Source organism: Pseudooceanicola sp. DL12, assembly GCF_056270665.1.
Map to the genome: position 1 here is coordinate 4,304,678 of NZ_CM149884.1, position 23,367 is coordinate 4,328,044.

Annotated in this window: 22 protein-coding genes; 10 read left to right on the forward strand and 12 right to left on the reverse strand. The window is 63.6% G+C overall.

Annotation, left to right across the window (positions count from 1 at the left end):
- Positions 1-120 precede the first annotated feature (120 nt).
- From AC0WR5_RS20130 to dnaQ, 4 genes are read left to right on the forward strand one after another with little or no spacing between them, the layout of a single operon-like run.
- A complete protein-coding gene (locus AC0WR5_RS20130; protein WP_475865666.1) occupies positions 121-720 on the forward strand; it encodes a Maf family protein in 600 nt (199 codons plus the stop codon).
- Complete coding sequence (locus AC0WR5_RS20135; RefSeq protein ID WP_475865667.1) at positions 717-1,565, forward strand: shikimate dehydrogenase; 849 nt, start codon at positions 717-719, stop codon at positions 1,563-1,565. The genes AC0WR5_RS20130 and AC0WR5_RS20135 overlap by 4 nt, the downstream gene beginning before the upstream one ends.
- Entirely contained in the window at positions 1,562-2,155 is a 594-nt protein-coding gene (coaE, locus tag AC0WR5_RS20140; protein WP_475865668.1) for a dephospho-CoA kinase, read from the forward strand. Before AC0WR5_RS20135 ends, coaE begins: the two co-directional genes overlap by 4 nt.
- Positions 2,148-2,840, forward strand: a complete 693-nt coding sequence (dnaQ, locus tag AC0WR5_RS20145; protein ID WP_475865670.1) for a DNA polymerase III subunit epsilon — start codon at positions 2,148-2,150, stop codon at positions 2,838-2,840. The genes coaE and dnaQ overlap by 8 nt, the downstream gene beginning before the upstream one ends.
- 22 nt (positions 2,841-2,862) lie before the next feature.
- Here dnaQ and secB read toward each other — a convergent pair whose 3' ends face one another.
- Together secB and AC0WR5_RS20155 are read right to left on the reverse strand one after the other, a co-directional pair.
- Positions 2,863-3,360 (reverse strand): protein-export chaperone SecB, encoded by a 498-nt coding sequence (secB, locus tag AC0WR5_RS20150; RefSeq protein ID WP_475865672.1) that lies wholly within the window; start codon positions 3,358-3,360, stop codon positions 2,863-2,865.
- 138 nt (positions 3,361-3,498) lie between these two features.
- Positions 3,499-3,981: an FxsA family protein gene (locus AC0WR5_RS20155; protein ID WP_475865673.1), complete on the reverse strand. Its 483-nt coding sequence runs from the start codon at positions 3,979-3,981 to the stop codon at positions 3,499-3,501.
- Positions 3,982-4,085: 104 nt separating this feature from the next.
- On the opposite strand from AC0WR5_RS20155, the gene AC0WR5_RS20160 reads away from it, so the two are divergent.
- From AC0WR5_RS20160 to AC0WR5_RS20175, 4 genes are all read left to right on the forward strand, one after another.
- Positions 4,086-4,745 (forward strand): Tim44/TimA family putative adaptor protein, encoded by a 660-nt coding sequence (locus tag AC0WR5_RS20160; protein ID WP_475865675.1) that lies wholly within the window; start codon positions 4,086-4,088, stop codon positions 4,743-4,745.
- 191 nt (positions 4,746-4,936) lie between these two features.
- Positions 4,937-5,968: a murein transglycosylase A gene (mltA, locus tag AC0WR5_RS20165; RefSeq protein ID WP_475869081.1), complete on the forward strand. Its 1,032-nt coding sequence runs from the start codon at positions 4,937-4,939 to the stop codon at positions 5,966-5,968.
- A complete protein-coding gene (locus tag AC0WR5_RS20170) occupies positions 5,965-6,573 on the forward strand; it encodes a Smr/MutS family protein (protein ID WP_475865677.1) in 609 nt (202 codons plus the stop codon). The genes mltA and AC0WR5_RS20170 overlap by 4 nt, the downstream gene beginning before the upstream one ends.
- 70 nt (positions 6,574-6,643) lie before the next feature.
- On the forward strand, positions 6,644-7,534 hold the full coding sequence (locus AC0WR5_RS20175; RefSeq protein WP_475865679.1) for an NAD-dependent epimerase/dehydratase family protein: 891 nt from the start codon (positions 6,644-6,646) through the stop codon (positions 7,532-7,534).
- A 59-nt stretch (positions 7,535-7,593) separates the two neighbouring features.
- Here AC0WR5_RS20175 and hslU read toward each other — a convergent pair whose 3' ends face one another.
- Positions 7,594-8,901, reverse strand: a complete 1,308-nt coding sequence (hslU, locus tag AC0WR5_RS20180; RefSeq protein WP_475865681.1) for an ATP-dependent protease ATPase subunit HslU — start codon at positions 8,899-8,901, stop codon at positions 7,594-7,596.
- A 24-nt stretch (positions 8,902-8,925) separates the two neighbouring features.
- Positions 8,926-9,483 (reverse strand): ATP-dependent protease subunit HslV, encoded by a 558-nt coding sequence (gene hslV, locus AC0WR5_RS20185; protein WP_475865683.1) that lies wholly within the window; start codon positions 9,481-9,483, stop codon positions 8,926-8,928.
- A gap of 65 nt (positions 9,484-9,548) precedes the next feature.
- Here hslV and AC0WR5_RS20190 point away from each other — a divergent pair, with 65 nt between their 5' ends.
- Entirely contained in the window at positions 9,549-10,514 is a 966-nt protein-coding gene (locus AC0WR5_RS20190) for a phosphotransferase (protein ID WP_475865684.1), read from the forward strand.
- 63 nt (positions 10,515-10,577) lie between these two features.
- Here AC0WR5_RS20190 and trxA read toward each other — a convergent pair whose 3' ends face one another.
- From trxA to regB, 8 genes are all read right to left on the reverse strand, one after another.
- Positions 10,578-10,898: a thioredoxin gene (gene trxA / locus AC0WR5_RS20195; RefSeq protein WP_475865686.1), complete on the reverse strand. Its 321-nt coding sequence runs from the start codon at positions 10,896-10,898 to the stop codon at positions 10,578-10,580.
- A 60-nt stretch (positions 10,899-10,958) separates the two neighbouring features.
- Positions 10,959-14,342: a double-strand break repair helicase AddA gene (gene addA / locus AC0WR5_RS20200; RefSeq protein WP_475865687.1), complete on the reverse strand. Its 3,384-nt coding sequence runs from the start codon at positions 14,340-14,342 to the stop codon at positions 10,959-10,961.
- A complete protein-coding gene (gene addB, locus AC0WR5_RS20205; protein ID WP_475865689.1) occupies positions 14,339-17,302 on the reverse strand; it encodes a double-strand break repair protein AddB in 2,964 nt (987 codons plus the stop codon). Before addB ends, addA begins: the two co-directional genes overlap by 4 nt.
- On the reverse strand, positions 17,262-17,948 hold the full coding sequence (locus AC0WR5_RS20210; RefSeq protein WP_475865691.1) for a nucleotidyltransferase family protein: 687 nt from the start codon (positions 17,946-17,948) through the stop codon (positions 17,262-17,264). Before AC0WR5_RS20210 ends, addB begins: the two co-directional genes overlap by 41 nt.
- Positions 17,924-18,943 carry an aminoglycoside phosphotransferase family protein gene (locus tag AC0WR5_RS20215; protein WP_475865692.1) on the reverse strand — a complete coding sequence of 340 codons (1,020 nt, stop codon included), beginning with the start codon at positions 18,941-18,943 and terminating at the stop codon, positions 17,924-17,926. Before AC0WR5_RS20215 ends, AC0WR5_RS20210 begins: the two co-directional genes overlap by 25 nt.
- Positions 18,930-19,418: a tRNA (adenosine(37)-N6)-threonylcarbamoyltransferase complex ATPase subunit type 1 TsaE gene (gene tsaE / locus AC0WR5_RS20220; RefSeq protein ID WP_475865693.1), complete on the reverse strand. Its 489-nt coding sequence runs from the start codon at positions 19,416-19,418 to the stop codon at positions 18,930-18,932. Before tsaE ends, AC0WR5_RS20215 begins: the two co-directional genes overlap by 14 nt.
- Before the next feature lie 70 nt (positions 19,419-19,488).
- Complete coding sequence (locus tag AC0WR5_RS20225) at positions 19,489-21,063, reverse strand: PAS-domain containing protein (RefSeq protein WP_475865694.1); 1,575 nt, start codon at positions 21,061-21,063, stop codon at positions 19,489-19,491.
- A 118-nt stretch (positions 21,064-21,181) separates the two neighbouring features.
- Entirely contained in the window at positions 21,182-22,576 is a 1,395-nt protein-coding gene (gene regB / locus AC0WR5_RS20230) for a sensor histidine kinase RegB (RefSeq protein ID WP_475865696.1), read from the reverse strand.
- A gap of 123 nt (positions 22,577-22,699) precedes the next feature.
- On the opposite strand from regB, the gene AC0WR5_RS20235 reads away from it, so the two are divergent.
- Positions 22,700-23,329, forward strand: coding sequence for an SCO family protein (locus AC0WR5_RS20235; RefSeq protein WP_475865698.1), 630 nt, complete (start codon positions 22,700-22,702; stop codon positions 23,327-23,329).
- Positions 23,330-23,367 lie beyond the last annotated feature (38 nt).

The following is a 23,367-nucleotide window of genomic DNA, read 5'->3' on the forward strand; positions in this document are numbered from 1 at the left end:
TGCGCTGCTGTGCGGGAATCGGGGGTTTATCCACGCTGACCCCGCCCCCTTGCGCTTTATCCCGAATTTTCCCAGAAGAAGACGGGCCGTTATCGCAGAGTTTTTCACGGGTTTATCCCCATGTCGTCAGCCATCATCCTTGCCTCCGGTTCGGAGATCCGCGCAGAGCTGCTGCGCCGTGCCGGTGTGCCCTTTTCGGTGAAACGCGCGCGCGTCGACGAAGAGATGGTGCGTGCGGCGCTGGTTGCCGAAGGCGAGAGCCCACGCAACGTGGCCGATGCCCTGGCCCAGATGAAGGCCGAGAAGGTCGGGCTCAAGTCCCCCGAGGCGTTCACGATCGGATGCGATCAAACACTTGAATTTGAAGGTAAAATTATTTCCAAGCCGGAAAGCCAGGAGGAGGCACGGGCGCAGATCCGTGCCCTGTCGGGCAAGCGTCATGCGCTGCACAGTGCTGCGGTGATCTGTCACGAGGGCAAGCCGGTCTGGCGCAAGGTGAGCGACGTGAAGCTGACCATGCGCGAGATTTCCGACGCCTACCTGGAGGATTACGTGACGCGGAACTGGCCCGAGATCGGGTACTCCTGCGGTGCCTACCAGGTCGAGGCCGAGGGCGCGCGCCTGTTCAATCGCATCGATGGCGACTATTTCGCGGTGCTCGGCCTGCCGCTTCTGGAAATTCTCGACTACCTTGCCCTCAGAGGAGCCATAGAGTCATGACCCTGGAGAGCGATACCCCTGCCCGCGTGCCCCTGGCCGGCGTGATCGGCCATCCGATCGCGCATTCGCGCTCGCCGCTGGTGCATGGTCACTGGCTGAAGACGCTGGGCATCGCCGGGCACTATGTTCCCATGGACGTGCACCCCGACAACCTTGCCGAAGTGCTGCGCGCACTGCCGAAAATGGGCTTTGTCGGTATCAACGTGACCATCCCGCACAAGGAAGCTGTGCTGGAGCTGGCCGACGAGGTGACCGACCGCGCCAGCCTGATCGGTGCGGCGAACACCATCGCGTTCCGCCCGGACGGTACGATTCATGCAGATAATACAGATGGATACGGTTTCATCGAGAACCTGAGGCAGTCTGCGGCAGACTGGGATCCTGCGGCCGGACCCGCGGCGGTTCTGGGCGCTGGCGGCGCCTGCCGGGCAGTGATTTCCTCCCTGCTCGATGCCGGTACGCCGGAGATCCAGGTGTCGAACCGCACCCGCGACCGGGCCGAGCGGCTGCAGCAGGATTTTGGCAACCGGATCCGCGTGATCGATTGGGTGCAGGCCGGAAACATGATCGAGGATGCCGCGCTCGTGGTGAACACGACCTCTCTCGGGATGGTTGGCAAGAGTCAGCTTCGGGTGCCGCTCGATGGGCTGCACAAGGGGCAGGTGGTGACGGATCTTGTCTATAACCCCCTGACAACGCACCTTCTTCGGTCTGCGGGCGAGGCCGGTTGCACGGTTGTCGACGGCCTCGGGATGCTGTTGCACCAGGCGGTGCCGGGCTTCGAGAGCTGGTTTGGCCAGAGACCCGTGGTGGACCAGGACCTGCGCGCCGCGGCGTTGGCATGAGCTTCATCCTCGGCCTGACGGGATCCATCGGCATGGGCAAGTCGACGACGGGCCGCATGTTCGTCGAGGAGGGCTGTGCGCTCTGGGATGCGGACGAGGCGGTGCACCGCCTCTATGGTCCGGGGGGCGCCGCTGTGGCGCCCATGGCGGCTGAATTTCCCGATGCGGTGCGGGACGGCGCTGTTTCACGTGAAGCACTGAAACGGATCATCGGCGCCGATCCCACCGCCCTGACGCGTATCGAGGCGATCGTGCATCCGCTGGTGGCCTCGGATCGGCAGGACTTCATCGTCGGCGCCGCCGCTGATATCGTGGTGCTGGATATCCCGCTGCTCTTCGAGGGCAGCTATGCCAGCGCCTGCGATGCGACAGTCTGTGTCTCGGTGGATGCCGCGGAACAGCGCCGCAGGGTGCTTGCACGGGGCACCATGAGCGAGGCGCAGTTCGAGATGATCCTGGCGAAACAGATGCCCGACGCGGAAAAGCGCCGGCGCGCCACATACGTGGTGATCACAGATACCGAGGCGCATGCAAGGCAGCAGGTATCTGAAATTGTTAGTGAAATTCGGAAGGGTATGACAGATGCGTGAGATCGTCCTCGATACCGAGACGACCGGGTTCGAACCCGAACAGGGCGACCGCCTGGTCGAGATCGGTGCGGTGGAGCTGTTCAACCATATACCCACCGGCGAGACCTATCACGTCTATATCAACCCCGAGCGGGACATGCCCGACGAGGCCTTCAAGGTGCACGGGCTGGGCAATGATTTCCTGGCCGACAAGCCTGTCTTTGCCAAGGTCGCGCAGAGCTTCCTGGATTTCATCCAGGACTCCAAGCTGATCATCCATAACGCCCAGTTCGACATGAAATTCCTCAATGCCGAGCTGGGGTGGCTGAACCTGCCGCGGATCCCGATGAACCAGGCGCTCGATACGCTCGACATCGCGCGGAAGAAGTACCCTGGCTCGCCGGCCTCGCTGGATGCGCTCTGCCGCCGCTTCGGCATCGACAACTCCTCGCGGACACTGCACGGCGCCCTTCTCGACTCCGAGATCCTGGCCGAGGTTTACCTGGAGCTGATCGGTGGGCGTCAGCCCGACCTGGTTCTTGCACCTGAGAAGAAGAAGGTGACCACCGAGGTGGCCGATGCCGACTGGCGGCCGCGTCCGCGGCCCGTCGCCCTGCCCTCGCGCCTGACGGAGGAGGAACGCGCCGCCCATGATGCCATGATCGACAAGATGGGCGACGCCGCGTTGTGGAAGAAACTCGGCTGAGAGATCAGCCGGTTATCTGCAATTAGTTTGCGGGTGCGGTCTGCTGCTGAGCGGCGCGGCGCTGCAGCTCCGAACGGTAGAGCTGAACGAAATCGATCGTATCGAGGTTCAGCGGCGGGAAGCCACCATCGCGGGTGACATCGGAAACGATGCGACGCACGAAGGGGAAGAGCATCCGCGGGCATTCGATGAGCAGGAAGGGGTGCAGCTGATCTTCGGGCACGCCGGAGATGTTGAAGACACCCACATATTCCAGTTCGAGCAGGAACATCGGGTCGCCGCTGTCTTTGGCCACCGAGTTGACGGTCAGCTTCATCAGCACTTCGTACTGGTTTTCGGCTTCACGCTTCTTGGCGTCCAGGGCCACCTGAACCTTGACGTCGGGCGTGACGGAGCCGGTGGCCGGCTTGCGGGCAAGGATGTTCTCGAACGACATGTCGCGGATGTACTGCGTCAGGACGTTCATCTTTACTTGGGGGGCCTGCTGCGGTGCGGCGCCGTTGGTTTGTTCGTCGGCCATGTTGGACTGCTCCTGCGGAGTTTCGAGTTGTTGCGCGTTGTCCTAGCAGCTTGGGCAACCCGCCTCAACGTTCCATTGGGAGAAGCCGCCCCCGAGATCCTGGCTTTGCCCGAGAAAAAAAGGGGAACGCAGCGTCACTCAGTGGCGGGTCCAGCCCGAGGGATTGTGCGTGGGGCTCTTGGGGCTGTCCAGTTCGGTGAACTCGCCCTCGATCACGTCGGAGTCCTCATAGTAGCGACCTTGCATGCCACCGGCATTGACGGTGTAGCCCTGGATGTTGGCGCGTTTGCGCAGCGCCTTGAAGGTCATGTGCCTGACGAAGGGGATCAGCATCAGAAGGCCGACGGTATCGGTAAAAAAGCCCGGAATAATTAGCAGGATACCGGCTAGCAGGAACATCGCGGTATCCACCATGGGCGCGGCCGGATCGGTATTCTCGTTCAGGCTTTTCTGGATACGCTCGACGGCATGGGTGCCCTCGTTGCGCAGCAGCCAGATGCCCAGGAAGGCCGAACCGAAGACAATGGCAAGGGTCCACCAGAGGCCGATCATCGCACCAACGGTCACGAACAGAGCGATTTCAATGATCGGTATCGCAATAAAGCTCAAAAGAAGCCACATGAAACCTTCTCCTCTCTTGGTGGCAGAGTGGACTCAACCCTACCTGTCACCTACATAGGGGCAAGACGTTATTGTTACCATGCCCGGAGGCCCGAGAGGTTCCAATGAATTCGCCTATTCTCCAGCTTCTGGTTCTTGCGGGGATCGCTGTCTTTCTCATCCTGCGGCTGAAAAATGTCCTGGGTACACGAGAAGGCTTCGAGAAACCGCCCGTGACCGAACACCCGCAGCCCGCCGCACGGACGGGGGCCTTTGAAGTGATCGAGGGTGGCCCCGACCCGGATATCACCGATCACGTTGCCGAGAACTCTCCCGAAGCGAATGCACTGGCGCAGATGAAGGCCATCGAGCCGTCGTTCAGCGTTTCGGAATTCCTGGCCGGCGCACGTGCCGCCTATGAAATGATCCTGATGGCCTTTGAAAAGGGCGAACTGGAAGACGTGAAGCCCTTCCTGGCGCCGGATGTCTATGACAGCTTTGCCGAGGTGGTTGCCGCCCGCGCGACCCAGGGCCTGACCGTCGAGGCCGAGTTCATCGGCGTCAAGGAAATGAGCCTGGCCGGTGCCGAGTTCGACCCGGTGACCCGTCGCGCCGAGCTGATGGTACGCTATCACGGTCAGCTGACCGAGGTGGTCAAGGATGCCCAGGGCACGGTCGTCGAAGGCGCGCCCGACCGCATCAAGACCCAGAAGGACAGCTGGACCTTTGAACGTGTCATGGGCAGCGACGACCTGAACTGGCAGTTGGCCGCAACGGGCGAATGACGGCCAGGGGTGCGGCGGCATATGTGGCATGTGCCCTTGCTGCCGCGCTCCTTCTGCCGGGGCCGCTGACGGCGCAGGATGCCGCCGGGGTCACGCAGGTACGCCCACCTGCGAACATCATGCCCAACAGCATCTTCCTGGACGAGGATCCGGTGGAAGAGCTGGGGCTGGATGGTCTCTCTGAAAACGACATGCCCGAGTTGCGGCCGCCGCAGGTTGAACATCCCGAAAGCCCGCCACCGGTCACCGAGCTGACCTACACCGTGCTGAGCTTTGCTGATCTGCAGGGTTGGAAGGCGGACGATCAGGAAGCCGCGCTGCAGGTCTTTCTGAATACCTGCGGGGATATGCGGGACGTCGACTGGCGCGCGATCTGCCGGGTGGCGCGGGACCAGGCAGAGAGCCATGGCAAGGCGCAGACCTTCTTCGAATTGTTCTTTACCCCGGTGCTGATCCAGAACGGCACGCCGGCGCTGTTCACCGGATACTATGAGCCGGAGCTGAACGGATCGCGACACCGCACACCGCGGTTCCGCTATCCGGTATATCGCCTGCCACCCGAAAGCAGTCCCGGTCGTTTCATGTCCCGCCGCGAGATCGAGGAGAGCAATGCGCTCTCCGGTTACGAGATCGCCTGGGTCGACGATCCGGTGGCGCTGATGTTCCTGCAGATCCAGGGCTCCGGGCGTATCGATCTCGAGGATGGCACGCAGATCCGCCTTGGCTATGCCGGCAACAACGGTCACGAATACAAGTCCATCGGTCAGGAGATGGTGACGCGCGGCATCTACGAACCGCATCAGGTTTCGGCAACCGTGATCGCGAATTGGGTAAAGCGGAATCCGGTGGATGGGGCGGAATTGCTGCGCCACAATCCGTCTTATGTTTTCTTTCGCGTTATCAAAGGGATGGATCAGGATGACGGCCCAAGGGGCGCGATGAACCGATCCATTACAACCCAGCGGACGGTTGCCGTCGATCCGGCCTATGTGCCATTGGGGGCACCTGTCTGGATCGAGAAGAAGGGGTTTCGCGACATGCGCCGGCTGATGGTGGCACAGGATACCGGTTCGGCCATCAAGGGGCCGCAGCGGGCCGATGTCTTCATGGGCACCGGCGAAGGTGCGGGCCGTGAGGCGGCGCGGATGCGCGATGCCGGGCGGATGGTCGTTCTGATGCCAATCCAGCGCGCCTATGCGATGTTGGTGGAGGACGCGTTGTGAGCCGTCGCCGACGCCTGAAACCCGAAGAGATCGAGCTGTGGCAGAAGGTGGCGGGCACGGCAGAGCGTCTGACCCCGGATCAGAAATCCCTGGTGCCGCCCGCCGCGCCGAAGAAGGAGCGGCGGCAGATCCCCGAGGATGACACCCCTGCCCCGCGCCGCGACATCGAGCCGTTCCGCCTGGGCCAGAAGGCCGGCGGCAGCCGGGCACCGCACGATATCCTGGCGCCGATCCACGAGCGTTTGCAGGCCGCGCCGGTGCGGATGGACAAGAAGACCCACGGCAAGATGAAGAAGGGCAAGATGGTGCCCGAGGCGCGGATCGACCTGCATGGGATGACGGTGGACCGTGCGCATCAGGCGCTGCGGGCCTTTATCCTGCGGGCCGTGCAGAACGACATGCGGCTGGTACTGGTGATCACCGGCAAGGGCAGGCATCAGGACGACGATGGACCGATCCCGGTGCGGCACGGTATCCTGCGCCACCAGCTGCCGCACTGGCTCTCTGTGCCGCCGCTGTCGCAACTGGTGCTTCAGATCACTTCGGCCCATGCGCGGCATGGCGGCACGGGGGCTTACTACATCTATCTGCGGCGCAACCGATAGGGCGCCGATAGCACGGTTGTAATCCCGGGTTCGGGCCTGCAGGCTGAGGCCAGGAGCAGGAGGACCCAACATGCGCATTCTCTTTACCGGCGGTTCCGGAAAGGCCGGACGCCACGCCATTGCCCACCTTGTGGAGCAGGGCCACAGGGTGCTGAACGTCGACCGCGTGCCGCTGGAGCTGCCGGGGGTAGAGACGCGGATTGCCGACATCACCGAGGCCGGACAGGTCTTTGATATCATGGCCAGTTACGCCGGCCTGGATGAGCTTGAGCCGGGTACGGGCGTGCCGCGTTTCGATGCGGTGGTGCATTTCGCGGCGATCCCGCGGATCCTGGTGACCTCGGACAACGAATGCTATCGGATCAACACGCTGGGCACCTACAACCTGCTGGATGCGGCGGTTAAGCTCGGGGTGCCGAAGGTGATCTTTGCCTCCTCCGAGACGACCTATGGCGTCTGTTTTGCGGATGGCGAGCGCAAGCCGGAGTACCTGCCCATTGACGAGGCCCATCCGACCGAGCCGGAGGACAGCTATGCCACCTCTAAGGTGGTCAACGAGGTGACGGCCCGCGCGTTCCAGCGGCGGTCCGGCATCGATATCTACGGGCTGCGGATCAACAACGTGATCGAGCCGCATGAATATGCCCGCGATTTTCCGGCCTATGTCGCCGATCCCGCCCTGCGGCGGCGCAACATCTTTGCCTATATCGATGCGCGCGACCTGGGGCAGATGGTCGATTGCTGCCTGAAGACCGATGGCCTGGGGTATCAGGTGTTCAACGTGGCCAATGACGATCACTCCGTCGATCTGTCGACGCCGGAGCTGATCCAGCGGTTCTACGACGGCGTGCCACTGAAACGGGAGATGGGGCCAGGCGAGAGCTTCTATTGCAATCGCAAGGCGCGCGACATGGTGGGGTTTGCTCCGCGGTACAACTGGCGCGAAGAGATGGGCCGCTGACATGAAAAAGCCCCCGGTGCCGTGGGCACCGGGGGCTTTTATGTTTCTATGGCTGCAAGTTACAGAACGTAGCGGCTGAGATCGGCGCTTGCAGCCAACTGGCCGACGTTCTTCTCTACAAAGGCCGCGTCGATCGAGATTTCCTCGCCGCCGCGATCAGGGGCGGTAAAGGAGAGCTCTTCGAAGACCCGTTCGATCACCGTGTAGAGACGGCGGGCGCCGATGTTCTCGACCGAGGTGTTCACCTCTGCGGCAATGCGCGCGATGGCGGCAATCCCGTCCTCGGTGAAGCTCACCTTAACCTCTTCGGTCTCCATCATCTCGGCATATTGCCGGGTCAGGGCGTTGTCGGTCTCGTTCAGGATCCGGACGAAATCGCCCTCGGTCAGGGCCTGGAGTTCCACGCGGATCGGCAGACGGCCCTGCAGCTCGGGCAGGAGATCCGACGGCTTGGCGATGTGGAAGGCACCAGAGGCGATGAAGAGGATGTGGTCGGTCTTGACCGGGCCGTATTTCGTCGAGACGGTCGTGCCTTCGATCAGCGGCAGCAGGTCGCGCTGCACGCCTTCGCGGGACACGTCGCCGCCACGGGCGTCGGTGCGGGCGCAGACCTTGTCGATCTCGTCCAGGAAGACGATGCCGTTCTCCTCAACCGCCTTGAGGGCCGCGCGGTTGACGGTTTCGTCATCCAGCAGCTTGTCGGCCTCTTCGCCGATCAGGATCTCGTAGCTGTCACTCACCTTGACGCGCTTGGTCACGGTGCGGCCGCCAAAGGCCTTGCCGAAGATGTCGCCCAGGTTCATCATCCCCATCTGGCTGCCGGGCTGACCGGGAATTTCCATCATTCCCAGAGGGTTGGACGTATCGGCCATCTCCAGGGAAATCTCGGTATCGTCCAGCTGACCGTCGCGGAGCTTCTTGCGGAACATCTCGCGGGTCTGTTCACGGGCGTCCTTGCCGGCGATGGCGTCGATCACGCGCTCCTCTGCGGCGTCATGGGCCTTGGCCTTGACGTCCTCGCGCATGTGCTCGCGGGTCATGGCGATGGCGGCATCGACAAGGTCACGCACGATCTGCTCGACGTCGCGGCCGACATAGCCCACCTCGGTGAACTTGGTGGCCTCGACCTTGATGAAAGGCGCGCGGGCGAGCTTTGCCAGGCGGCGGCTGATCTCGGTCTTGCCGACGCCGGTCGGGCCGATCATCAGGATGTTCTTGGGATAGACCTCGTCGCGGATGTCATCCGACAGTTTCTTGCGGCGCCAGCGATTGCGCAGGGCCACGGCCACGGCACGCTTTGCGTCCTTCTGGCCGATGATGAAACGGTCGAGTTCCGAGACGATTTCCCGGGGGGTAAGGTCGGTCATGGGGATCCTTTCAGGGCAATCGGCTCAGGCGCCGATCGTCTCCACGGTCAGGTTGCCATTGGTGTAGACGCAGATGTCGCTGGCAATGGCCATGGCCTTGCGGGCGATCTGTTCGGCGTCATCCTCGTGGTCGTAGAGGCCGCGTGCGGCGGCGAGGGCAAAGTTGCCGCCCGAGCCGATGGCCGCGATATCGTGTTCGGGCTCCAGCACGTCGCCGGCGCCGGTGATCACGAAGAGATCCTTGCCGTCGGTGACGATCAGCATCGCCTCGAGTTTCTGCAGGTACTTGTCGGTGCGCCAGTCCTTGGCCAGTTCGACGCTGGCGCGGGCCAGCTGGCCGGGCGTAGCCTCGAGCTTGCCTTCGAGACGCTCGAGCAGGGTAAAGGCATCTGCGGTGGAGCCGGCAAAGCCGCAGAGCACGTCATAGCCGCCGGGCGACAGGCGCCGAACCTTGCGGGCCGTGCCCTTGATCACGGTCTGGCCGAGAGAGACCTGGCCGTCGCCCGCGATGACGACCTTGCCGCCCTTGCGAACGCCGATGATCGTCGTGCCGTGCCAACCGGGGAAATCTTCGTTGCTCATGTCAAACCTTTCTTTTCCCGTATATCTGTGCATCGATCTGCCATTGCAACCGCCCGGGAGGAGCAATGCCGCTGCAGGAGCCGTCTGCCGCCGACGTCTGCTGGCCGGATCTGGCCCGCCGTGCCGGTCTGGACCCGCAGCGCTATAGCGTGATCCGGAGCTGGCGCAAAGCCGAGCCGGGCAGAGAGCACCTCGTTCAGGTCCTGTCATCTGAGGGTCACAGCGTGGTTTTCAAGAGGGTGCTGAGGGGAGGCGACGGCGAGACATTTGACCGCGCTGTCCGCGCACAGCAGGCCGCGGCAGAGGCGATGGGCGGAGGCGCCCACAGGGTGCCGAGGGTGCTTTCCTTTGACGCTGAACACGCGGCCATGATCATGGAATATATATCCGGATCAAGTGTTTATGAAATGCTGACAGAGGAGGGGCACCGCGGGCGACAGCTGCGCCGGGCCGGGGCCTGGATGGCTGATTTTCATCGTGCGACCGGGGCCGTGCGGCGGGTCTTCCAGCCGCGCTTCATGGTGGATCACCTGCACCGGGTTCTGGCCGATCTCGAGGCCGGTGCCCTTGCCGTGGCCGAGCCGGAGCTGTTCCGCCGCCATGCCGCGACGGTCCTTGAGATGGCGGGCGATTTCGAGGGGCGCGAGACGGTTTCGGCGCGGACGCACGGGGATATGAACCTGCGTAACATCCTGTTGTTCGAAGGCGGTGCGGCGGGGATCGATTTCGTGGCAGAACACGATGCGCCGGTCGGCTTCGACATTGCGCGGCTGCTGATGCATTTTGCCGCGCTCTTTCCCGCCCCAGAGGTGCTTTTGCCTGGCGAGATGGTGCCCGGCAAGCTGATGAAGGCGTTCTTTCGCGGTTATGAGCTGGTCGGACCAGAAGACCCGTCTGTTGGGTTCCTGATGCCTGTCCGGTTGCTGAGCGATTGGCGCAAGCTGCCGGCGGATCCGGGCAGGATGACCCTCCCGGAGGTCATGCGGTTCGAAAGCCTGAAGCGGATCGCGGAAACCGCCCTGCTCGACTGAGGGCAAAGGAAAAGGGCGCCCGCTAGGGACGCCCTTTCCGAGAAACCGAAAGGATCCGGGGGATCAGATCGAATCGTTGATCCAGCTCTGCAGTGCGGCCTTGGGGGCGGCGCCGGTGCGGTTCGAGATGATCTCGCCGTCCTTGAAGATGAACAGCGCGGGAATGCCGCGCACGCCCATCGACATCACCGAGTTCGGGTTGGAATCGGCGTCGACCTTGACGATTTTCAGTTTGCCTTCCATCTCTTCCGCGATTTCTTCAAGGGCGGGAGCGATCTGTTTACAGGGGCCGCACCATTCGGCCCAGATATCCACCAGTACGGGGATATCGGAGTTTTTGACTTCGGCGTCGAAGGTCTCGTCCGTAACAGGAACGGTAGCCATGATTATTCTCCATAGGGGAAAGCGGGTTTGAACTGAACCTATGTGTCTACCGGCAGGCGGTCAAGAAGGGGTCGCTCTCTGCAAGGCTGCTATTACCATATCGTGTGGCAGAGGCATGAGGGTACCACTACTGGTCCACAAGAGTGCCGTGCGTACGGGCATGTCGGGATAGATTTGCGTCAGCGCCGCCGCATAGGCCCCCATCTGCCTTAGAAGACCTTCGGGGACGTCTTCGACCCGTGCGGGAACTGTGGCGTTGGTCTTGAAATCGACCGCCAGTATGTAATCTGGCGTGATGATCAGCCGGTCGATCGTGCCATGGATGCGGCGCCCTTGAAGCTCTGGCAGCGCGGCGGTGACCGAAACCTCGGCCAAGGCCTCGCCGGTGAAGAAGGGACGCGTGGCCTCGCCTGTCAGCACGGCGGTAGCCTCTGCCAGCAGGGCCGTGCGCTCGGTTTCGGTGGCCATGTCCGGCCCCTCGCCCAGCAGAAGGTCGGCACGGGCCTGCCATTCGCCCTGCGGCAGGGCCGCGAGATGTTCCAGCAGCAGGTGCACCTGGCGGCCTCGCCGCTTGGCAGCCTCTTCGTCGAGGCCCTCTTCGCCCGGAAGGGCCTTTGCCCCGCCCAGGTCGGATGGGCTGAGCGTCTTCTCGGCGGTGGGCGGCTTGGCGGCCTTTTGATGGGCCCAGTCGGGCAGTGCATGGGTCTCGGCGACCTTGGCCTCCGGCAGTTCCGGCATAAGGCCGGTCCAGTCGCCGTTTTCAAGGCGAAGCCCCTGCCCTCCCGGATGTTCATGTTCGCCCGCGCCCATCTCCTCCATCGCGGCGGCAATGCGGGCGTACCAATCTTCGCCCGACTTCGCGAGTTTGCCGGCGCCACCGACGATCAGCCATTTCTCGGCCCGTGTCATCGCAACGTAGAGCAGCCGGTCACGCTCCTGGTTCAGCTTGGCGATCTTCTCGGAGCGGAGATCGCGATACGCGGCTGGCGCCTCCTTCTGCGAGACGGACCACAGGGCGACAGCGCCGGCGGGCACGACCTTGTCGTCGAACTTGGGCGTGCCGCCGAGGGTTTCCGGCAGGATCACGATGGGCGCTTCGAGCCCCTTGGAGCCATGCACCGTCATCACGCGGATCTGGTCGCTCGCACTGTCGATCTGACGCTTGATCTGCAGTTCGTCGGCCTCCATCCAGACCAGGAACCCGGTCAGGCTGGGCACCTCTGTCTGTTCATAGACGAGGGCCTGATCCAGCAGGGCGTCGATACCGTCCTCGGCCTCTTCGCCCAACCGGCCCAGCCATTTGCGCCGACCATCGTGGCGGGTGAGGATGCGTTCGATCAGGTCGAAAGGCCGAAGGAAATCGGCGTTGTCCATCAGATCGTTGAGGATGGCCATCGAGGCAGGATATTCGCCGCCGCGGGTCTGCATCGCCTCCCAGAGGTTGGCATGTTCGCCGCGGCGCCAGGCGAGATCGAAGAGCGCCTGTTCGTCCCAGCCGAAAAGCGGCGACTTGAGCACCGAGGCAAGCGACAGGTCATCCTCTGGCAGGGCGAGGAAACTGAGCAGTGCGAGGATGTCCCGCACGGCCAGTTCCGCGGCCACCTTGAGCCGGTCGGCGCCGGCGATGGGCAGGTCGGCCTGCTTGCAGGCACGGATCAGCTCGTTGAAGAGGGTCGAGCGGCGCCGTACCAGGATCATGATGTCGCCGGCGCGGATCGGGCGGGCGTTGTAGCTGCCCGAATGGCCGATCTCCTCGGGCAGCATCTGACCCTGGTCCAGCATCTCGCGGATGGCGCCGGCGATGCGCTGTGCCAGCACGACGTTGTGGTCCGTGTCTGCCAGCTTGTCGACGGGATCGAACCATTCGCGGTCGTCCTCGGCGCTGCTCTTGTCGACCAGAGGCCACAGGTCGATGCGGCCCGGCATCTGATCCTTGAAGGCCCGGTGGCGCTGATCGGTGGTAAAGCCGGCCTCTTCCCGCCCGTCGAACACCTGATCGACCAGGCCCAGGATCGCGGCGGCGGAACGGAAGGAATACTGGAGTTCGAGCGACTGGAGCGGCTCGCCGGTATCCTGAAGCTGGGCGCCGAACTCATCGCGCATACGGTCGAACTCTCCCGGGTCGGCGCCCTGGAAGGAATAGATCGATTGTTTCTTGTCCCCCACCACGAAGAGCGTGCGCAGGACGTCGTCACGGGCCCCGTCGCCGGAGGTGAACTCTCGGGCCAGGGCCGCGACCACCTGCCATTGTACCGGGCTGGTGTCCTGGGCCTCGTCCACCAGGATATGGTCGATCCCTCCGTCAAGGCGCCAGAGGACCCACTGTGACACCACGGTATTCGTCAGGAGGTCGCGGGTGCGCAGGATCAGGTCATCAAAGTCGAGCCAGCCACGGGCCTCCTTTGCCGCCGCATATGCGGGCAGGAAGACACGGGCAAAATCGTTGAGCACCAGAGCCTTGTCCCGGGCGCGCAGGGCCATGCGCGCATCTCGGCATTCGGCAACGCGCGCCTGCCAGTCCTCGATCTCGGGCACCAGGTGGGGATAGGCCTTTTTTGCGGCGGCGCCGGGAAATTTAGCGGGGCTGAAAGGCTGTTTGGCCCCCTCGCCCGTCAGGAAGCGGTCCTCCAGAACGGCGAGTGCATCAAGCGAGCGTTCCGTGATGCCGGAGAGAAGTTCCAGGGATTTCTGATCGGCCTGGGTGGTGCCGGCGCGCAGCATCTCCAGCAGCGAGGGCAGCAGGGCGAAATCGGCCGGCGTGAAGGCGGTGTCGAGGATCTGCTGCTCGTTCGTGCCGTCGGGCAGGCCCAGCGTGGCGTCGAGCGCAGCGACATCGAGCGGTGTCAGGAAGAGATCTCGGTTCGAGGCAATTTCCTGCGTCAGGCTGCGCAGGCTTTCATCCTTAAGGTACCACGCGACCCGGTCGAGGACCTCTGCATGGGGCCCCGCGGAAATGCTCTCGACCACGTCATCGCGGAGGATCAGGGCATTGCGGTCGTCGACCTCCTGGAACTGCGGGCTGACACCTGCCTCGAGCGGGAAGCGCCGGAGCAGCGCGGCACAGAAGGAGTGGATGGTCTGGATTTTCAGACCGCCGGGGGTTTCGATGGCGCTGGCAAAGAGGGTGCGGGCGCGGGCCAGCCTGTCGCCGTCTATCCGGTCCTCGATCCCGAGGCGGGCCAGGGCATCGCGTAGTTTGCCGTCCTCCAGCATGGCCCATTCGCCCAGGCGCTGGAACAGGCGGTTCTGCATCTCGGAGGCGGCGGCCTTGGTGTACGTCAGGCAGAGGATGTTCTGAGGAGAGACGCCATTGAGCAGCAGCCGGGCGACCCGGTCGGTCAGCACGCGGGTCTTGCCCGAGCCGGCATTGGCCGAGAGCCAGGTGGAGCGGTCGGGCTGGGCGGCCTGGATCTGGCGGGCCGAGGCGGGGTCGCGGGCGATCATTCGACGGGCCTCCTGTCGGGGTCCTGGGTCACGTCCCATTCGCCGTGACGCGCCAGGAGGTCATAATCGCTCTCGTCGGTCATCTCGAACATGGCGCGGCGCGCGGTATAGCCCTGGTCCGGGCGTTGCCAGTGGCGCATCAGCTCGGTGAACTCTTCCCAGACCTTTGCCGTTGGTTCCTCGTCCAGCGGTGCGGGCGCTTCGACCGGATTCGAGCCGATCCCGATGTAGACGGCGCGGGCCACGTCGCGTGGGCCCATCTCGCCGAAGCCGGATCGCTCGGCGATGACGGATTCCAGAAGCAACTGCTTGTCGAAGTACTTCTGCTTTTTCTCGTTCGGCGGTGCGCCGGTCTTGTAGTCGAACAGATGCACGCGGCCGTCGCGGTCTTCGTCTATCCGGTCGGCCTTGGCGGCCAGGGTAAAGCCCAGCTCGGGGATCTCCGCCCTGCCCTTCTGCTCGTTCAATACCCTTGAGGCGGCCTGCTGGCGGGCGTCTTCCTGGGCGGTGAACCAGGCAGCGATACGGCCCATTCGGGCCTGCCACAGCGCGCGCGTCTCGGCCCATGGCACCTCGTGGTCCAGAACCTCCGTGGTGATCTGAAGCAGGGCCTCGGGGGTATTGGGCAGGTGCCCCTCGGTCACGCCCTTCACGAAACGTTCGATCACGGCGTGGCTGACGATACCGCGCATCATGGCATCGGGTTCGCGCATCAGGGGATTCAGGCGGGACAGGCGCAGGATGCGCTTTGCATAGATCGAATAGGGGTCGCGGATCAGGCGCTGGATGTCTGTCACCCAGAGCTGACGCGGACGCGCCTCCAGTGGTGGGCAGGGCGCCGGGCGCGGCGCCGGAGGGCTCCGCAGCGGCTCTTCGACGAGGCGCGTCATGGCAAGCCAGTGCTCTCCGCGACGTTCCATACGCTCAAGTATGTCGGGCCCCGTATCGGGCAGGCCACTGAGCAGGTTGGTCAGACGATTGAGCCAGCGCGAGGGCACCGTCTCTGCATCCTGCGAGCGGATGGAGCGGCTGAGCCAGACCTCTCTTGCCGCGATGGCCTGCTGGAAGTCATGCGCCGAAAGACCGATCCGACGCTCCGGCAGGAGAAGGCCGGCATCCTTGCGCATCCTGCGGTTCAGCCATGGATCGGGATCAGGGGCCTCCGGCCAGCTTCCCTCGTTCAGCCCCCCCAGGATCACCAGATCTGCGCCTTGAACGCGCGCCTCCAGGGTGCCCCAGATCAGGATATCGGTGTGCGGCTCGTCGGGGTTGCGCACCTCGCCCCCGGCGATGATCGCCCCGGCTAGGTCTCCGTAGTCGCGCGGGGAAAAGGCGCTTCCATGCGGGGCGTCCTCTTCCAGGCTTGCCATGAGCTTGCGGGCTTCCTCGCCCGCGTCCTTGTCCCAGAGGGTGCCCTGCCCCTCGCCTTCGCAGCCCTGCGAAACGGCCTCGGCCAAGGAGATGTGCCGTGCGACGCGCTCGTCCAGCGCCCGGGGCGCGGGATCGGCAGAGCCAAGGATGAGGTCGCAGACCCATTCACCCCATTTCAGGGGGAAATCTCCTTTCTGCGCCTTCTGGCCATGCACGAATTTCAGGATATCGGCAGCTGTTGGCTGAGGGCGTGCGTGGCGCCTCAGATGCAGCTCGAGGTAGCGGGTGAGTTCAAGATGCCGGCCACGATACGCCCCCGTATGTACAAGCGGGTGCTTGAGCAGAGTGAGCAGTTCCACGGCCGAGGGAACATGGTCAAGCAGTGCCGACACCTGCCGTAGCAGCCGCCCCGGTGGCGAGAGTTGCAGCGGGGTACCGGCCGAGTCATCGGGCACGATGCCCCATCGTCCGAGGGCTGCGCTGACCTGCCTTGTAAGCATGCGGTCGGGCGTGATCAGGGCGGCGGTCTGGCCGGTTTCTGCTGCCTTGCGCAGGCGCAACGCGATGGCCATGGCCTCGGCCCGGGGGGATGGCGCCTTGATCAAGGTGACATCGCGCGTGGCGGTGTCGAGATCGCCCAGGCGCGGCCCTTCTTCGAGCCACTGGTGCGTCACGGGCGCCGGGCGCAGGGCCAGGGAAACCAGCCTGTTGCGCGCACTGTTGCAGGGGACGTCGTCCACCCAGCTACCGACATTTTGCGGTGACACACCGAGGCTGAGCATCAGCTTGCGAAAACGATACTGTGGGTGATCCTCTCCGGTGAGCGGATCATCGAGCTTTTCCCAGATCGGATCAGGCAGGTGGAAATCAAAGCCGGGCAGGATCACGGCGCCCTGGGGCAGCTTTGCAATCTCCTGCATCAAAAGGTGCGTGGCACCGCGCGAGCCGGTGGAACCGGCCAGCAGGATCGGATGCCGGGGCGGCCTGACCTGCCAGCCGGCAACAAGATCCTCGACCACCCGGCGCTGCCGTTCCTCCGGATCTGGCAAATCGCCATCCCGCTCTATCATGTTGACAATGTTCAGGAATTTCTGAGCGCGGGCCCAGTGACCCGACATGTCGGAGACATCCAGTGCTGCAATATCCTCGGCTGTGACCTTTTCGCCCTGCATCTCGTCCAGGAGTTTGGCCAGGCTGTCCGCCAGGTCGTAGAGCGCGGCGCGTGGTGCCAGCTCTGGTTCTGCTTCGAGGAGGGCGGAGATAAGCCGGATCAATTCAAGACGGCGACGTATGGGGGAGATGGCGCGGGGCACCGGATTGGGGCCGGCCAGATCTGTCAGCAGGTCGACGCGTGGCAACAGGGCGGCAGGGCCATCATCGAAGATCGCCCGGATGCGGCGCTGCATGCGCCGGGTGTTGACGACGATCTGAACCTGAGCGACCTCGTGTGGCATCAAGCCCGTCATGCGGGCTTGAAGGCCACGCAGAAGCTCTGCGGGAAAGTCGGCGCCTGATGGCAATCCGAACAGGCGAGGGGTATCTTCCGGTTCAAACATCCTGCAGCATCGCTTCGGCCAGGGGAATGGCATCCGGCCTGTCCAGAACGCACCATTCGCCAGGGTACGGAACCATGAAGAGCCGCTCGCGCACGATCATCCGATCCCAGACCGCGTTCATGGAAAAGGCAGGCTCGCCGACTTCCATCAGCTCGGTGGTGGAGGTGATCTGGGCACCTACATAGACGAGCCCCGGGCCCCGGATCGCGTGCCCGGCGGCATCGACGGTAAAGTCGCCGGCGCTGTCGGTGCCAAGGGCACGTCCGGGTTCGATGCCCAGAAGAAGGGCATCCATCTGCTCGGGATCCCAGTTTGCCAGCAAGACCTGCAGCGGCGAGGGCCCCTTCCAGACATAGTCGCAGTTCAGCGTGAAGACTGGCCCGTCTCCCAGCAGGGGCAAGGCGTTGCGCAGACCGCCGCCGGTATCGAGGATATCGGGCTCCTCACGGTTCACGAGTACGTCCGTGCCGTCGAAATAGGCCTCGACCTGGTCGGCGAGGTAATGGGCGTTGGCCACCTTGCGCAGATAGGGAAAGCCTGCTGCCTGATCCAGCGCATGGCGGATCAGCGGCTTGCCGGCCACCTCGATCAGCGGCTTCGGTCGGGTATCGCTCAGCGGCCGCATTCGGGTACCGAACCCGGCGGCAAAGAGCATCAGTGCAGCGGGCGTGTGGCGCATTTGTCCTTGAGAATCTGAAGGTTTTCCCTGGTCGGCCAGGGCAGGTCGGAGGTGATGATTTCGCGCAGGTCTTCCATGCCGGGTCGATCTAGGCTGCGCATCAGATAACCCCAGACACGGGGCAGCAGGTCGACGTAATGGGGTTTGTCATAGGCAAGGGAAAGGCGCGCGAAGACGCCCAGGATGCGCAGGTTTCTCTGTACCCCCAGGAGATCGTAGGCCCGCCGGAACCGTGCCTCGTCGAGGTGAGAGGCCGCAGCGAAACGCTGGATCATCTCTTCCTCGATCGCGGGAAGAACGTCGCGGCGGGCATCCTGCAAGAGCGACACGAGATCATAGGCCCGATGACCGATCATCGCATCCTGGAAGTCGAGCTGGCCGACCCGGGCAACGCCGTGACGGTCAGGCAGCCAGAGGAGATTTTCGGCGTGGTAGTCGCGCAGGATCACCACGTCGAGCGGGGTGACATCGGTTGCCAGCATGGGCTCCAGTACTGCACGGAACACCCGCACACCGCGCGGCTCGGCCCCGCTTATGCCCTGTTGGTACCATTCGTAGGCCAGCGCGGCCAGGTCGGTCATGACGGGCGCATCATAGGTTTTCAGCCCTTCAGGCGGTGCGCCGTGATGCAGGGCAACCAAGGCGTCGGTGGCCGCCTCGTAGAGCGTCAGCTCGCGATCGGGGGTCTGCTCCATCACACGGGCATAGATCGCGTCGCCCAGGTCCTCGAGCAGCAGGAAGCCATGGGCCGTGTCCTCGGCCAGAATTCGCGGTGCCGAGAGGCCGGTATCGAGCAGGAACCGCGCAATGCGCAGAAAAGGGCGGACATCTTCGCCCTTGTCTGTGGGGGCGTCCATCAGCACGGCCGTGCTGCCGTCAGGTCTCGTCAGGCGGTCATATTTCCGCATCGAGGCATCGCCTGCCAGCAGGTCGACCCTTGCATTGGCCCAATCGGTTCGGGTTACGAAAGTCCTCTTCAGCTCACTGCGATCCATCGGCGAGCGCCTCTCTGATATCGTTTCTTATCGTTTCGGCGCGGATGTTAAGGCGCCGTCCCTCTTCTTGATCGGGCAGCACGGCAAAGTCGAGGCAAAGCGCATCCTCCGGCGCAAGGTCGCCAAGTCGGTCGGGCCATTCGATCAGACAGATGGCATCGGCAAAGGCCTCTTCCAGGCCGAGCTCGATGGCTTCCAGCGGATCGGACAGGCGGTAGAGGTCGGCATGCCAGACCGGGCCCGCGAGGGTGTCGTATTCCTGAACGAGGGTGAAGGTCGGAGAGGGTACGTCTTCGGGTTCTGCGAGGAGCGACTGGATCAGGCTGCGGGCGAAATGCGTCTTGCCGGCGCCGATGTCGCCCGACATGAGGATCACGTCGCCGGGGTGCAAAACCGCGCCGAGCCTGCGGGCAAGGGCGGTGGTGGCCTCTGGCGAGGCAAGGGTGAGGGTTTGGGCAAAGGCCGGGCTGGTCATGCCGCGACATTACAATGCGGGTCTCCTGCCGCAAGCGGGGAAACGCGGCAACCGGCCGGAATGGCGTGGTTCATTCGGCGGTGGCGTCGACCGGCAGGGCGGGTTCTCTCACGGTCCCGAAGGTCACCATGCAGGCGCCCGAAACCAGGGGCAGGACACGGCACGAGACCTCGCCGACGTCCTTCAGGGACACCGGGTGTGCCCAGTTTTGACGCTCGTTACGGGTCAGGAGACGGCTGAGCAATTCGTCCAGACCGTGGGGTGCAGCCGCCTTTCGGCACCACATGCGGTGTGCATCCCGGATCGCTACCTCGCTGAGGTCGGCATCACGGTCGATGCGGAAGAGGTGGCGATAGGAGGCGTTGCAATAGCTCATCATGCCTTGCGCATCGAAAATGACGATTGCGTCGGTCATCGCGTCCAGCACCGATTGCGACAGCGAGAGTTGCTGACGGAAGCGGCGGGTCATCGAGATTTCGTCGGTAATATCCTCGAGCAGGAAGGCCACGGCACCATTGGGATGCGGACGCCCCGTGACCCGATATGTCGCGCCCGTGGCCAGGCTCCAGGTTTCCTGGTACCGGCCGTCGGCCGCGGCGGTGACCAGCGCATTGAGCTGTTCGCGCCAGGAAGCATAGTTCTTCGGCTCGGGCATGATCTGCTGATCTCGGAGATTGTCGAAGAATTGCGACAGGCTCGGGCGTGAGGTCAGGAATTCGGGCGACAGCGAGGTAAGATCCACGAGGGCGGGATTGAACAGGATGAGCTGACGGTCCCGATCGAAGATCGCGAGCCCGGTCGATAGCTGGGCGAAGGTCTTCGTGAGTGTCTGCACGAAATTGCGCTGCGCCATCTCGGCTTTAACCAGGGCGGTGACATCCTGGGCCGAGCATTGCCAGCCGTCTTCGATGCGCCGGGCGGAGACATCGAACCAGCGTTCGGGCAGGCGGCCGCGCGGGTCGAGCATGACACGATAGGTGAAAAGCGGCTGGTCGGGCACGCTTTCCGTGGTGCGCACGAGCGGAGCGGTCACGTCGGGGGTGCCTGCGAGCTGTTCTTCCAGTGAGCGGTAGGCGGCGTTCTTCTTCATCACCAGGCCGTCGCTGTTCATCGTCCAAACGGGGATGGGCAGCTGTTCGATGACCGAGGATAATTGCAGCACGTTCAGCCGGCCGACCTGGGCATCATGCAGGTCGATGGCACTGGCGGGCGCGGGTTCGCGCAGGGTCAGGCGCAGCCGGCTGCCGATCTGCCGCAACCGGAGTACGGCACCGTCATTCGAGGTACGGGAATTCAGGCTGCGGAAGCTCTCGCCGCGCGGCAACTCCGGCAGCAGTGGCAGCCCGGGAAAGCGCGGTGCCAGTCGCATCCGCAGGCGCTCCCAGTCGGAGCCTTCAAAATCAGAGGATTCCAGCACCTCGCGCCAGTCGTTCGGAGCGCTGACCAGGCGCTGTTCATCAAATACGAAGACGGAATTGCTCGGAAGGACCAGCTCGCTCTCGCTGTCGCGGCGGGCTTCGGCACGGCGTGAAAAGAGCAGCAGGAGGCCGATGCACACAAGAGATACTGCGATGCTGAGCGAGACCGCAATCAGCATCTGATACAGGCTCAATCCGGCCAATTCTGCACCGTTATCCAGGTTCAAAGCGGACTCCCATCCGGATCGGACCCAGAATTGAGACGCAGTGGTAAAGATTTAATTAACCACTATATCGCGCGCCCTCTCTGCCGGAGGCCGTCCGTGGCAGGGATCATGCCACATTTCATCCGGTAATGGGCTGATTTTCTCCAAGACCCTTACCGGGGGCTGGAAGTGGAGGCCTGAGGCGTTCGAGAGGCCAGGTCACCTCGACGATGGCTCCGCAACGTTGCCGGTCGGGATTGCCGGCAAGGAAAAGGTCACTGCCATTTGCAAATGTCAAAACGGCGCCGGTCCGTTCGAGCAGCGTCTTGGCGATGAAGAGGCCGAGGCCCATGCCCTCGTACTCTGGACGGGCAGTGCCTTCCTCCGCGGTATGGCGGCGCTGACGCATGAAGGGGTCGCCGATCCGGCCGAGGATCGTGGGCGAGAAACCGGAACCATTGTCCATGATGCGGATGGTGATCTCCGTCTCGTTCCAGCTGCCTTCGACCCAGACGTCGGATGCGGCGAAGTCGACGGCATTCTGCACCAGGTTCCGCAGGCCATGGATCAGTTCCGGCAAGCGCAGGATGGTGGGGGGCAGGGGCGAAGGGCTGCCGTCGTATTCAAAGTGGATCGCCTTGCCGCGGTCCCGGTGCGGATCGGCGGCCTCTTCCAGCACCGCAGAGAGCGGCGCCTGGCGCAGGTGGAGGTCGTCCTTGCCGGCGCGGCCCATGGAGCGGAGGATGTCGCGGCAGCGGTCGGCCTGATCCCGGATCAGCTGGGCATCCTCGCGCAGCTCGGGATAATCGTCGAGCTCCTCTATAAGCTCGGAGGAGGTCAGCTTGATGGTGGCCAGCGGCGTGCCGAGCTCATGAGCGGCGGCGGCGACGACGCCGCCGAGGTCGGTCAGCTTTTGCTCGCGGGCGAGAGCCATCTGCGTGGCCTGCAGGGCATCAGACATGGAATGCATCTCGGTTACGATCCAGCGCGAGTAGATCCCGAGGAAGATCACCGCGATCACGATGGCCAGCCAGGTGCCGAAAAGAAAGATCTGCGCGACCTGCAGGATCGTGTCGTCTGAGGCGCGCAGGGGCAGGTGGAACTTGGCCAGCAGGGTGACGATGACGATGGTCGTGGCGCCGACAAAGAGCGTCGAACGGCCGGAAAGCGCCGCCGCCGAGACCATGACGGGCCCGACGATGAGCATCGAGAACGGATTGTGCAAACCGCCCGTGAGATAGAGCAGCAGTGCCAGCTGGACCAGGTCGAAGAGCACCATCACGAGGTTCTCCGCCTCGGTCAGGCGCTTGTTCTCGGGAAATACGAAACTGATGATGAGATTGGCGATGACAGAGATGCCGACCACCAGGAAACACAGCCCGTATTCGAGCTGAAGCTGGTAGACTTCGCCGGCGACAAGCAACGCGGAGAGCTGGCCCGTGATCGCGCCCCACCGCAAAAGGGTGAGTGTTCTCAGGCGGATCCAGTTGCCGCGCTGGCGCCCTGCGAGAATGGGAAAATCGCCGTCGGTCATCGGGATCCTTTCGGCCGGTCGCGAAACTTGTCACGAGGATTGCATTGCACCATGTCGGGGTTTGATAGTAGTCCGGCAGACGTCAGGCAATCTGGATACGGTCTGGAAACGGGATTTCTGCACATGATGCGCCTCTATGCCATTGCGGCGAGCGTCGCGGTTCTGGGGATGCTCGGGGGGCTGTGGTACTATACCAGGGTCGGGACCGGGGATGCCTTCGCTGCCTGTCGCGCAGGGACCGTGGCAGGGGGCGTGGGCAAGATCGGCGGACCTTTCGAGCTGGTCGACGAGACCGGGCATACGGTGACCGACAGGGACGTCATCACCGGACCGACGCTGATCTATTTCGGCTATACCTACTGCCCTGATGTCTGCCCCATGGACATCGCGCGCAATGTCGAGGCGGTGGAGATCCTTGCCGGCGATGGCAAGGTGGTGAAGCCTGTCTTCATCTCGATCGACCCGGAGCGTGACACCCCGGAGCAATTGGCCGAATATACAGATTACCTGCACCCCGACCTGTTGGGCCTGACGGGCAGCAACGCCCAGGTTAAGGCCGCAAGCCAGGCCTATCGGACCTATTACCGCAAGAACGCGCCAGAGGACGGCGACGAGGATTACTACCTCGTGGATCACTTGACCTTCAGCTACTTGATGTTTCCGGACCGGGGCTTTGCGGATTTCTATCGCCGTGACATCACGCCTGCACAAATGGCTGAAAAGATGTCATGTTTCATCGACGCGGCTTCGTGACACCCTGCGATTTGACGCGGTATTCACGGAGCCTTAGA